The sequence below is a fragment of the Pantoea agglomerans genome, from assembly GCF_020149765.1.
In the GTDB taxonomy this organism is placed as follows: domain Bacteria; phylum Pseudomonadota; class Gammaproteobacteria; order Enterobacterales; family Enterobacteriaceae; genus Pantoea; species Pantoea alvi.
Genome location: NZ_CP083809.1, coordinates 74112 through 86531, shown reverse-complemented (window position 1 = coordinate 86531; position 12420 = coordinate 74112). Strand labels below are relative to the sequence as shown.

Here is a 12420-nt window from a genome sequence, read left to right as displayed (position 1 = left end):
CTCCTGATTCTCTTATGGCCGAGCTATTAATGGCGCGGAGTATTAGATAGGCTTGACAGAGTGTAAAACAAAACATTTAAATCTATACGACAAACATTTTTTGGGAGAAAGCTGTGGATACGGAATTACTGAAAACTTTCCTGGAAGTGAGCAGAACTCGCCATTTTGGACGAGCTGCAGAAGCACTTTACCTCACACAGTCCGCCGTCAGCTTTCGCATCCGTCAGCTGGAAAATCAGCTGGGCGTAAACCTTTTTACTCGTCATCGCAATAATATACGGCTGACGTCGGCGGGAGAACGCCTGTTACCCTATGCGGAAAGCCTGATGAGCACATGGATGATGGCGAAGAAGGAGGTCTCGCACACGCAGCAGCACCACGAGCTGTCGATAGGCGCTAGCGCGTCGCTCTGGGAGGCTTATCTGACCCCGTGGCTGCAAACCCTGTATGAAAACCGGGAGAGCCTGCATCTTGAAGCACGCGTGGCGCAGCGGCATCTTCTGGTTAAACAGCTTCATGAACGCCAGCTGGATCTGCTGATCACGACCGAAGCGCCTAAGATGGATGAGCTGACCAGCCAGCAGATCGGCCATATCTCTCTGGCGCTGTTCCGGGCGCGTAAAACAGAGAAGCGCGAGAAGTACGATTACATCAAGCTGGAATGGGGCGCGGACTTTCATCAGCATGAAAGCTACCTCTCCGGCGGCGATGATGTTCCTGTGTTAACCACTACCTCGGCGCACGTAACGCGCGAGTTGCTTTATACCACGGGTGCCTGCGCATTTTTGCCAGACTACTGGCATAGCCTCTACAGCGATCTTATGGTGATCCCTGATACGCCGGTGGCGGTACGTCCTTTATATGCAGTGTGGCTGCAGAACAGCGATCAGCAGGCGCATATTCGACAGCTGCTTAAGTTTCCGGTGCTGGCGCGCTAATTTCAGGCATAAACGGTGAAGAGGCTGACGTAGTCGGCCTTTTTTTGATCTTCGGGCTGGATAAAAAGCAAAAAAAAATCCTTTGCCGAAGCAAAGGATTCTTTTTTCTGGCAGGGGCGGAGGGACTCGAACCCCCAACACCCGGTTTTGGAGACCGGTGCTCTACCAATTGAACTACGCCCCTAAAGAGGGTGGCGGTGCGGACGGGACTCGAACCCGCGACCCCCGGCGTGACAGGCCGGTATTCTAACCGACTGAACTACCGCACCACCGAATACTGCTGCTACCAGCGGGGTCTCGCTGATAACCGGTGTCACCCTCGCGGGTGGATACCAATTTGGATGCCTGGCAGTTCCCTACTCTCGCATGGGGAGACCCCACACTACCATCGGCGCTACGGCGTTTCACTTCTGAGTTCGGCATGGGGTCAGGTGGGACCGCCGCGCTAAGGCCGCCAGGCAAATTCTGTTTCCGCGCCGCCCGCAGGCCGCGCAGATATATCCGTCACAAGCTGAAAATCTCGCGTCTCACAAAACGCCTCTGGCGTTGTAAGGTTAAGCCTCACGGGTCATTAGTACCGGTTAGCTCAACGCATCGCTGCGCTTACACACCCGGCCTATCAACGTCGTCGTCTTCAACGTCCCTTCAGGAGCATCAAGTGCTCAGGGAAAACTCATCTCGGGGCAAGTTTCGTGCTTAGATGCTTTCAGCACTTATCTCTTCCGCACTTAGCTACCGGGCAGTGCCATTGGCATGACAACCCGAACACCAGCGGTGCGTTCACTCCGGTCCTCTCGTACTAGGAGCAACCCCCCTCAGTTTTCCAGCGCCCACGGCAGATAGGGACCGAACTGTCTCACGACGTTCTAAACCCAGCTCGCGTACCACTTTAAACGGCGAACAGCCGTACCCTTGGGACCTACTTCAGCCCCAGGATGTGATGAGCCGACATCGAGGTGCCAAACACCGCCGTCGATATGAACTCTTGGGCGGTATCAGCCTGTTATCCCCGGAGTACCTTTTATCCGTTGAGCGATGGCCCTTCCATTCAGAACCACCGGATCACTATGACCTGCTTTCGCACCTGCTCGAGCCGTCACTCTCGCAGTCAAGCTGGCTTATGCCATTGCACTAACCTCCTGATGTCCGACCAGGATTAGCCAACCTTCGTGCTCCTCCGTTACGCTTTGGGAGGAGACCGCCCCAGTCAAACTACCCACCAGACACTGTCCGCAGCCCGGGTAACGGGCCTACGTTAGAACACCAGCCATTAAAGGGTGGTATTTCAAGGACGGCTCCACGCAGACTGGCGTCCACGCTTCAAAGCCTCCCACCTATCCTACACATCAAGGACCAGTGTTCAGTGTCAAGCTGTAGTAAAGGTTCACGGGGTCTTTCCGTCTTGCCGCGGGTACACTGCATCTTCACAGCGATTTCAATTTCACTGAGTCTCGGGTGGAGACAGCCTGGCCATCATTACGCCATTCGTGCAGGTCGGAACTTACCCGACAAGGAATTTCGCTACCTTAGGACCGTTATAGTTACGGCCGCCGTTTACCGGGGCTTCGATCAAGAGCTTCTCCTTACGGATAACCCCATCAATTAACCTTCCGGCACCGGGCAGGCGTCACACCGTATACGTCCACTTTCGTGTTTGCACAGTGCTGTGTTTTTAATAAACAGTTGCAGCCAGCTGGTATCTTCGACTGGCCTCAGCTCCGGGAGCAAGTCCCTTCACCTACGCGCCAGCGTGCCTTCTCCCGAAGTTACGGCACCATTTTGCCTAGTTCCTTCACCCGAGTTCTCTCAAGCGCCTTGGTATTCTCTACCTGACCACCTGTGTCGGTTTGGGGTACGATTTCGTGTTGCCTGGAGCTTAGAGGCTTTTCCTGGAAGCAGGGCATTTGTTGCTTCAGCACCGTAGTGCCTCGTCGTCACGCCTCAGTGTAAAGTGAACCGGATTTGCCTGGAACACACACCTACACGCTTAAACCGGGACAACCGTCGCCCGGCCAACATAGCCTTCTCCGTCCCCCCTTCGCAGCAACACCAAGTACAGGAATATTAACCTGTTTCCCATCGACTACGCTTTTCAGCCTCGCCTTAGGGGTCGACTCACCCTGCCCCGATTAACGTTGGACAGGAACCCTTGGTCTTCCGGCGAGCGGGCTTTTCACCCGCTTTATCGTTACTTATGTCAGCATTCGCACTTCTGATACCTCCAGCATGCCTCACAGCACACCTTCGACGGCTTACAGAACGCTCCCCTACCCAACAACGCATACGCGTCGCTGCCGCAGCTTCGGTGCATGGTTTAGCCCCGTTACATCTTCCGCGCAGGCCGACTCGACCAGTGAGCTATTACGCTTTCTTTAAATGATGGCTGCTTCTAAGCCAACATCCTGGCTGTCTGGGCCTTCCCACATCGTTTCCCACTTAACCATGACTTTGGGACCTTAGCTGGCGGTCTGGGTTGTTTCCCTCTTCACGACGGACGTTAGCACCCGCCGTGTGTCTCCCGTGATAACATTCTCCGGTATTCGCAGTTTGCATCGGGTTGGTAAGCCGGGATGGCCCCCTAGCCGAAACAGTGCTCTACCCCCGGAGATGAGTTCACGAGGCGCTACCTAAATAGCTTTCGGGGAGAACCAGCTATCTCCCGGTTTGATTGGCCTTTCACCCCCAGCCACAGGTCATCCGCTAATTTTTCAACATTAGTCGGTTCGGTCCTCCAGTTAGTGTTACCCAACCTTCAACCTGCCCATGGCTAGATCACCGGGTTTCGGGTCTATACCCTGCAACTTAACGCCCAGTTAAGACTCGGTTTCCCTGCGGCTCCCCTATACGGTTAACCTTGCTACAGAATATAAGTCGCTGACCCATTATACAAAAGGTACGCAGTCACCCCACAAAGAGGCTCCCACTGCTTGTACGTACACGGTTTCAGGTTCTGTTTCACTCCCCTCGCCGGGGTTCTTTTCGCCTTTCCCTCACGGTACTGGTTCACTATCGGTCAGTCAGGAGTATTTAGCCTTGGAGGATGGTCCCCCCATATTCAGACAGGATACCACGTGTCCCGCCCTACTCTTCGAGTTCACAGCATGTGTGCTTTCGTGTACGGGAGTGTCACCCTGTACCCTGCGACTTTCCAGACGCTTCCACTAGCACACAAGCTGATTCAGACTCTGGGCTGCTCCCCGTTCGCTCGCCGCTACTGGGGGAATCTCGGTTGATTTCTTTTCCTCGGGGTACTTAGATGTTTCAGTTCCCCCGGTTCGCCTCGCAACACTATGTATTCATGTTGCGATAGTGTGTCGAAACACACTGGGTTTCCCCATTCGGACATCGCCGGCTGTAGCGGTTCATATCACCTTGCCGGCGCTTTTCGCAGATTAGCACGTCCTTCATCGCCTCTGACTGCCAGGGCATCCACCGTGTACGCTTAGTCGCTTAACCTCACAACCCACAGGCGTCTTGCGACGTCGCGGATGTGATTAATTGAGAGACTCGAACGCGCTGCCTTTCACTCCTGTTTACGGGGAATGAACGCAGGGCGTCGTTTCAATTTTCAGCTTGTTCCGGATTGTTAAAGAGCATAATACTTCGCAGCCCACCGTTTCCGGTACGCTCTGAAGTATTTCAGAAAACAGTATGGTGGAGCTAAGCGGGATCGAACCGCTGACCTCCTGCGTGCAAGGCAGGCGCTCTCCCAGCTGAGCTATAGCCCCATACAGTTACTGCAGAGACCGTCTACTACCACTCAACCGAGTAAACATTCTTGCGTGAAGAATGTAATTTCTTCTCAGGCAAGGCATGCGGAAGGGAAGTTTACCTCAGGTAAACGACCGCGCGCATAACGCAGCATGAGGAGAAATTTGGTAGGCCTGAGTGGACTTGAACCACCGACCTCACCCTTATCAGGGGTGCGCTCTAACCACCTGAGCTACAAGCCTGTAGAGGTTTTTCTGCTCGTTACTTTCTATCAGACAATCTGTGTGAGCACTTCGAAGGCAGTATCTTCAGGTAAGGAGGTGATCCAACCGCAGGTTCCCCTACGGTTACCTTGTTACGACTTCACCCCAGTCATGAATCACAAAGTGGTAAGCGCCCTCCCGAAGGTTAAGCTACCTACTTCTTTTGCAACCCACTCCCATGGTGTGACGGGCGGTGTGTACAAGGCCCGGGAACGTATTCACCGTGGCATTCTGATCCACGATTACTAGCGATTCCGACTTCACGGAGTCGAGTTGCAGACTCCGATCCGGACTACGACGCACTTTATGAGGTCCGCTTGCTCTCGCGAGGTCGCTTCTCTTTGTATGCGCCATTGTAGCACGTGTGTAGCCCTACTCGTAAGGGCCATGATGACTTGACGTCATCCCCACCTTCCTCCGGTTTATCACCGGCAGTCTCCTTTGAGTTCCCGACCGAATCGCTGGCAACAAAGGATAAGGGTTGCGCTCGTTGCGGGACTTAACCCAACATTTCACAACACGAGCTGACGACAGCCATGCAGCACCTGTCTCACGGTTCCCGAAGGCACTAAGGCATCTCTGCCGAATTCCGTGGATGTCAAGAGTAGGTAAGGTTCTTCGCGTTGCATCGAATTAAACCACATGCTCCACCGCTTGTGCGGGCCCCCGTCAATTCATTTGAGTTTTAACCTTGCGGCCGTACTCCCCAGGCGGTCGACTTAACGCGTTAGCTCCGGAAGCCACTCCTCAGGGGAACAGCCTCCAAGTCGACATCGTTTACGGCGTGGACTACCAGGGTATCTAATCCTGTTTGCTCCCCACGCTTTCGCACCTGAGCGTCAGTCTTTGTCCAGGGGGCCGCCTTCGCCACCGGTATTCCTCCAGATCTCTACGCATTTCACCGCTACACCTGGAATTCTACCCCCCTCTACAAGACTCTAGCCTGCCAGTTTCGAATGCAGTTCCCAGGTTAAGCCCGGGGATTTCACATCCGACTTGACAGACCGCCTGCGTGCGCTTTACGCCCAGTAATTCCGATTAACGCTTGCACCCTCCGTATTACCGCGGCTGCTGGCACGGAGTTAGCCGGTGCTTCTTCTGCGGGTAACGTCAATCGACGCGGTTATTAACCACATCGCCTTCCTCCCCGCTGAAAGTACTTTACAACCCGAAGGCCTTCTTCATACACGCGGCATGGCTGCATCAGGCTTGCGCCCATTGTGCAATATTCCCCACTGCTGCCTCCCGTAGGAGTCTGGACCGTGTCTCAGTTCCAGTGTGGCTGGTCATCCTCTCAGACCAGCTAGGGATCGTCGCCTAGGTGAGCCGTTACCCCACCTACTAGCTAATCCCATCTGGGCACATCCGATGGTGTGAGGCCCGAAGGTCCCCCACTTTGGTCTTGCGACGTTATGCGGTATTAGCTACCGTTTCCAGTAGTTATCCCCCTCCATCGGGCAGTTTCCCAGACATTACTCACCCGTCCGCCACTCGTCACCCGAGGAGCAAGCTCCTCTGTGCTACCGTTCGACTTGCATGTGTTAGGCCTGCCGCCAGCGTTCAATCTGAGCCATGATCAAACTCTTCAATTTAAGTTTGATTTGCTTAAACAAGTTAAGCGGTGCTCATCTGTAAAACGTCATAATGAATGTCATTATGTGTCCACTCGTGAGGCTTGATATTTTTTAAAGCCCGAAGGCTTTTGATATCTGCTCTCGAGTGCCCACACAGATTGTCTGATAAATTGTTAAAGAGCATGCCGCGATTATTCAGCGGCGCGGGCTGCGTATATTACGCTTTCCGCTTTATCAGTCAAGCATTTATTTTTGCTTTCCTGACGATTCGAACCTTGTCGAATCTTACTTAACACCGCATTCCGTAAGCCGTTGTGCCGTGTCAGTGGAGGCGCATTATAGGGAGTTCTTTCGGGCTGACAAGCGCTAATTTCAAATTAATTTCTGAGTGACTATTTTTTCAGCAAAACTACCCTAAACCGCCACTTTTTCCAGCGCCGGAAAGCCATAACGCTGTAAAACCGGTGATAATTGCAGCGCTTCACCGTTGAGCTCGGTACAAAACGCACAGTTCGCCTGCGAAGTCTGTACCCCAGGCGATTCATGCTCCAGCAGCCAGGCGGTGCGGCGCGCTATCGCCGCGCCCGAATCAATTAAACGCGTGCCTTCGGGCAACACCTGCTGTAGCTCTTCACGCAGTAAAGGAAAGTGCGTGCAGCCCAGCACCACCGTATCTGGCGGTTCGGCCATACGCAGCCAGGGCTGAACGATACGCCGCACATCCTCTAACGCGATAGTCTGACCATGAAGCTTCTGCTCAGCCAGCTCCACCAGCTCCGCCGAACCCAGCATGGCAATCCGGCATGAGGAGGCGAACTGCGCCACAAGATCGTGCGTATAGGGACGACGTACGGTCGCGCGCGTCGCCAGCAGCCCGACGACACCATTACGCGTCAGACGCGCCGCAGGCTTAATTGCTGGTACGACGCCAACGACGGGAAAGCCGAAGCGCGCGCGCAGCGCTGGCAAAGAGACCGTACTGGCGGTATTACAGGCGATGATGCAAAGCGAAAGCGGATGACGGCTGGCAATCGCGCCGACGATATCGACGACGCGCTCGACAATATACTCTTCGCTCTTTTCTCCGTAGGGAAAACCGGCGTTGTCGAAAGCGTAGAGATAGTGCAGATCCGGCAGTAGCTGCCGGACCTCGTCATAGACAGAGAGCCCACCCACGCCGGAGTCAAACACCAGCACGGTGGGGCGCAGATCAGAAGCTGTAGCTGGCGCTGAGGTAATACTCCGTTCCTGGAGTTCGATAGCCATACGCTGTCTCGTAATCTTTATCAAACAGGTTGGCAATTCTACCACGAACCATCAGCTGAGATGTGACCGGATACGACACCGCGAGATCCCACAGGCTAACACCGCCCAGTTTAACGCGACGGGTAGGATAGCTGTTGTAGTCGTTATCAAAGCGATCGCCCAGATAGTGATAAGTCACCGACCAGTCGAAATCATAGAGAGACCAGTCGAGCTGATACTTAACCTGCTGTTTTGCACGGCGCACCAGCTGTTGATCCGTTTCGCCATCGCGCGCATCAACGTAGTCATAGGAGATTTGGTGGCCCAGCGGGCCGGTATCGAACGAGGCGGTCGCCTCGACGCCTTTAATGTGCGCCTTGCTGATGTTGTAGTAGCGATAGGTGGTCGGATCGCTGTCTATCAGGTTATCAATGTCGTTGCGATAACCGGATACCCGCCAGCTAACCGGACCGGTCAGCCCTTCGAAGCCCCCTTCCCACTGCTTGCTCTTTTCTGGATCAAGGTCGGGATTGCCGTAGCCTGGACTATAGATCTGGGAGAGGTTTGGCGCCTTAAAGGCGGTGCCGTAGGAGGCGAAGACGCGATAACCTGAAATAAACTCCCAGGATGCAGCGGTTTGCCAGGTGTTGTGCCAGCCGAACTGGTTATTGTCATCGCCGCGCAGCGCGCCCTCCAGCGTCACGCTGCCGAACTGCTGCTGTCCGGTAAGATAGAGGCCGGTGTTGCGCTGCTCATACCCGTCTGCCAGGTAGTTGGTACCCGGTTCAGTGGTCTCTTTCTGCCAGTCGATGCCGCCGCTAATCGCGCCCTGGCCAACCTGCACGGTGTTACCCCACTGAAGGTTGTACTGGGTAACGTCATCAAAGGTCGAGGCGGCGCCAAAGCGGCCGTTGCGCGGATCGTAGTTAATATCTTTGGTGCGGCTGTAGCTGGCGATCAGCTGCGTTGAATAGCTATCCCGGTTGAAGCGCAGGCCAGTATCCCAGGTCTGACTATAGAGCTGACGCGTATCCGCCAGGCCGACAATACTGGTGTAGCTGTCATCATAGCTATAAGAGCCGTCATAGGCGGTGCGGTTGTCGAAACCGTAGCCGCGCACGAATCCGCTCAGCTCATCGCTGAACTGGTGCTCAAGGTTGCCATAGAGGGTTTTACTCATAAAACCATCTCTGTCGCCCTGCGCCGGACCATAGTCGTTAGGATAGCCTGCGCCGACGTCGAAGCCGCGGGTATAGGTGTAGTTGCCAGCCAGCGTTACTCTGGTGGCGTCGCCCAGCTGCTGCTGCGTAGACCCGTCGTAAGACTGATAGCCTTTCGAGCCGACGCCTGCGGTGAGCGTCGTGCCGGGCTGCGCGCGGCCGGTAATAATGTTCACCACGCCGCCGATAGCATCCGATCCATAGACCGCCGAGCGCGCACCGCGGATATATTCAATACGCTGCACCAGCGAAAGCGGGATCTGGCTAAGGTCTGAGGAGCCGGAGATGCCCGCCTGGTTGAGGCGAATACCGTCAATCAGGATCAGCACGTGGCTGGAGTTGGTGCCGCGAATAAACAGCGAGCTGGTTTGCCCCAGGCCGCCATTCTGCGCCACGTCGACGCCAGGCAGACGGCGCATAACATCGGTCAGGCTTTTTGCCTGCCAGCGGTCGATCTCGGCGCGCGTCACCACTGTGGTGGGCGCCAGCACCGACGAAGCTGGCTGAGCGAAACGGTTGGCGGTGACAATTTGCGTATCATCATTATCCTGAGCGAAACCAGGTTGCGCCCAGAGAGCAAGCGCCGTTGCGCTAAATGCGAACAGCGAAGCGGAGTGTTTTTTCATTGTTATGAGCATCCAAAAGACGAAACAGGATGCCGCAGATATACGATCGATAGCACGCGATGACCGTACGAGTTGCGACGTCACGCCGGCAGGTCTTCGGGCTGGGAACCATAAAGTGGCGAAGACTTCCCATCCAGCTGGACAGTGTCTGCAAGGCGATCGCCACGACATTCCTTACCGCTGCGCGTCAGCTCCAGATTCGCACTGGATTCCCTATTAACTCAGGCTGAGGCCGGCGCAGGCAGTCTACAGGAGTGGTAATGGAAGTCCAGACTGCCATACTGCCCGGCGCGCACAGGACTGGACAACGCCAGGTGAATGCCTACAATCGCCCGGCAAGTTTGCTATTAACCAGGATCGCACATGACACCCGAACATCTCCCGACTGAACAGTACGACGCGCAACTGGCCGAGAAAGTCAGCCGTTTACAAACGATGATGACGCCGTTCGCTGCGCCTGAAGCGGAGGTGTTTCGCTCGCCGGTCAGCCACTACCGGATGCGCGCGGAGTTCCGCCTCTGGCACGATGGCGACGATCTTTACCACATCATCTTCGATCAGGCGACGCGCGAGCGTATTCGCGTCGATCGTTTTCCCGCCGCCAGCGAACTGATCAATGCGGTGATGCCGGAAATGATCGCGGCGATCCGCGATAACCGCGTGCTGCGCCATAAACTGTTCCAGATCGACTATCTCTCGACCATGAGCGATGAGATCGTTATCTCCCTGCTCTACCACCGCAAGCTCGAGGCGGACTGGGTTGAAGCGGCGAGCGCCCTGCGCGACGCGCTGCGCGCCAAAGGTTATAAGGCGCAGCTGATTGGGCGTGCCACCAAAACCAAAATCTGTCTCGATCAGGATTTTATCGACGAGCGCCTGCCGGTGGCGGGCCGCGAAATGATCTATCGCCAGGTGGAGAACAGCTTTACCCAGCCCAATGCGGCAATGAACATTCAGATGCTGGAGTGGGCGCTGGACGTCACCAGCGGATCGCGCGGCGATCTGCTCGAGCTCTACTGCGGCAACGGCAACTTTTCACTGGCGCTGGCGCGCAATTTCCGCCGCGTGCTGGCGACGGAAATTGCCAAGCCTTCGGTGGCGGCGGCGCAGTTCAATATCGAAGCCAACCAGATCGATAACGTGCAGATTATTCGTATGGCGGCAGAGGAGTTTACCCAGGCGATGAACGGCGTGCGCAGCTTTAACCGCCTGCAGGGCATCGATCTGAAAAGCTATGAGTGCGAAACCATTTTTGTCGATCCGCCGCGCAGCGGGCTGGATGAAGAGACGGTGAAGATGGTGCAGGCCTATCCGCGCATCCTTTATATCTCCTGCAACCCCGAGACGCTGTGCGACAACCTGCAAACGCTGGCGCAGACGCATAAGGTTTCACGCCTGGCGCTGTTCGACCAGTTCCCCTATACGCACCATATGGAGTGCGGCGTGTGGCTGACGCGAAAAGAGGGATAAAAAGGTCTTGTCTGTAGCGCGGTCGCAGCGTCGCTCAAGGCATCGCTGCCCGCCCGCCTGTTTACGCACCTCATCCTTGAGGCGCGCCGATAAAGGGGCCAGCGCTCTGCGCCGTTCAGAAACGCTCCCTGCGTTTTTGTCCACGGCGCGGGCCGCTTTGCGCTTTGTGCCACGCCACCCGCGTTTTAACTTACCCAGCCGTCTGACGGAAACGTCAAACTCCAGGTTCGCCCTTAATCGTTGTTCTTACGACGCTTAATCTTCACGCCAATCCAGAACACCAGCGCCACCATCAGCAGCGTCGGAATAAAGTTAGAGCCGATATCGGGATACTCGGCGCGCACCAGCGCGCTATATACCAGAATGCCCAGCAGGAAAAACGCCGCCGCCAGACCCGGCATGCCATCCGGCATATTGCGATTCAGATAACGCTGATGCAGGCTCCAGACCGCAAGCCCCAGCGCGATAATCGGGAAGATAGAAAAAGGTACAAAGGCGCTAAACAGCACGGAAAATGAGCCGTTAATCGCTAAACCGGTAATAAAAGCCAGCAGCAGCGTGCCTTTATCGCGGGAAGTCGGTTGTGTCATGGCATTATCCTTATCGATTACTCTTCGGGTTTTTCCAAGGTGACCGCCAGGCGTTCCTGCTCGCGGCGATACCAGTAATAAGCGCCTTTGGCGATCATGCGCAGCTGCAGCACCAGGCGATCTTCAAGCTTGCGACGCTGCTCGATATCCACATCCAGCGCTTCCGCGCCCGCGCTAAAGACAATCGTCACCATCGCCTCCGCCTGCGCTTCGGTAAAGCTGCGCGGCATGCGGTTTTCGACTTCAAGGTAGTCAGCCAGCTCGGCGATGAAATGCTGGATTTCACGCGCCACGGCGGCGCGAAACGCGGCAGACGTGCCGGAACGCTCGCGCAACAGCAGCCGAAACGCGTTGGGATTGTTGCCGATAAACTCCATAAATGTGGAGACCGAGGTTTTGATAATGCTGCCGCCCTTCGCGATGCGCTGACGCGCCTGACGCATCAGCTGGCGCAGCATCAGGCCGCTCTCATCGACCATCGTCAAACCAAGCTCATCAACATCTTTAAAATGACGATAAAAAGAGGTGGGCGCGATACCCGCTTCCCTGGCAACCTCACGCAAACTTAAACTGGCAAAGCTGCGCTCGGCGCTGAGCTGGCTGAATGCCGCTTCGATCAGCGTACGTCTTGTACGTTCTTTTTGTTGCGCTCTGACGCCCATTCTCTCTGCCTTGTGACGAGTTAAGAGGGCACTATAACAAAATATTCAGCGTACATAGGTCAAAGTTTGTGACCGCCTGTGAACCTCACGCTTTGTCAATCCGTGGGGAATTTCACTGTTA

At 55.4% G+C, this 12420-nt stretch carries 6 protein-coding genes, 4 tRNA genes, 3 rRNA genes and 1 riboswitch; of the genes, 2 read left to right on the top strand and 11 right to left on the bottom strand.

Going from position 1 to position 12420, the window contains the following annotated elements; all coding sequences use genetic code 11:
* The first annotated feature begins 113 nt into the window (after positions 1-113).
* Entirely contained in the window at positions 114-938 is an 825-nt protein-coding gene (gene hdfR / locus LB453_RS02825; RefSeq protein ID WP_033753511.1) for an HTH-type transcriptional regulator HdfR, read from the top strand.
* Positions 939-1046: 108 nt separating this feature from the next.
* Here the strand turns inward: hdfR and LB453_RS02820 are convergent.
* The 9 genes from LB453_RS02820 to btuB form a co-directional block, all read right to left on the bottom strand.
* A tRNA-Trp gene (locus tag LB453_RS02820) sits at positions 1047-1122 on the bottom strand.
* An 8-nt stretch (positions 1123-1130) separates the two neighbouring features.
* Positions 1131-1207, bottom strand: a tRNA-Asp gene (locus LB453_RS02815).
* A 74-nt stretch (positions 1208-1281) separates the two neighbouring features.
* Positions 1282-1397: ribosomal RNA gene (gene rrf / locus LB453_RS02810) — 5S ribosomal RNA — on the bottom strand.
* A 91-nt stretch (positions 1398-1488) separates the two neighbouring features.
* A 23S ribosomal RNA gene (locus LB453_RS02805) occupies positions 1489-4394 on the bottom strand.
* 196 nt (positions 4395-4590) lie between these two features.
* Positions 4591-4666: transfer RNA gene (locus LB453_RS02800), tRNA-Ala, on the bottom strand.
* A gap of 148 nt (positions 4667-4814) precedes the next feature.
* A tRNA-Ile gene (locus LB453_RS02795) sits at positions 4815-4891 on the bottom strand.
* Between the two features lie 71 nt (positions 4892-4962).
* Positions 4963-6504: ribosomal RNA gene (locus LB453_RS02790) — 16S ribosomal RNA — on the bottom strand.
* The 16S, 23S and 5S rRNA genes sit together here with 4 tRNA genes alongside, the layout of an rRNA operon.
* A 396-nt stretch (positions 6505-6900) precedes the next feature.
* On the bottom strand, positions 6901-7752 hold the full coding sequence (murI, locus tag LB453_RS02785) for a glutamate racemase (RefSeq protein ID WP_103797165.1): 852 nt from the start codon (positions 7750-7752) through the stop codon (positions 6901-6903).
* Complete coding sequence (gene btuB, locus LB453_RS02780; RefSeq protein ID WP_103797164.1) at positions 7697-9577, bottom strand: TonB-dependent vitamin B12 receptor BtuB; 1881 nt, start codon at positions 9575-9577, stop codon at positions 7697-7699. Before btuB ends, murI begins: the two co-directional genes overlap by 56 nt.
* Positions 9578-9646: 69 nt before the next feature.
* A riboswitch (cobalamin riboswitch) is annotated at positions 9647-9829 on the bottom strand.
* A 111-nt stretch (positions 9830-9940) separates the two neighbouring features.
* On the opposite strand from btuB, the gene trmA reads away from it, so the two are divergent.
* Positions 9941-11047 carry a tRNA (uridine(54)-C5)-methyltransferase TrmA gene (gene trmA, locus LB453_RS02775; protein WP_103797163.1) on the top strand — a complete coding sequence of 369 codons (1107 nt, stop codon included), beginning with the start codon at positions 9941-9943 and terminating at the stop codon, positions 11045-11047.
* Positions 11048-11280: 233 nt separating this feature from the next.
* Here trmA and LB453_RS02770 read toward each other — a convergent pair whose 3' ends face one another.
* The gene (locus tag LB453_RS02770; RefSeq protein ID WP_103797161.1) at positions 11281-11637 is read right to left on the bottom strand and encodes a YijD family membrane protein; all 357 of its coding nucleotides are present in this window, start codon (positions 11635-11637) and stop codon (positions 11281-11283) included.
* A 17-nt stretch (positions 11638-11654) separates the two neighbouring features.
* Positions 11655-12299, bottom strand: coding sequence for an HTH-type transcriptional repressor FabR (gene fabR, locus LB453_RS02765; RefSeq protein WP_033755575.1), 645 nt, complete (start codon positions 12297-12299; stop codon positions 11655-11657).
* Between the last annotated feature and the right edge of the window lie 121 nt (positions 12300-12420).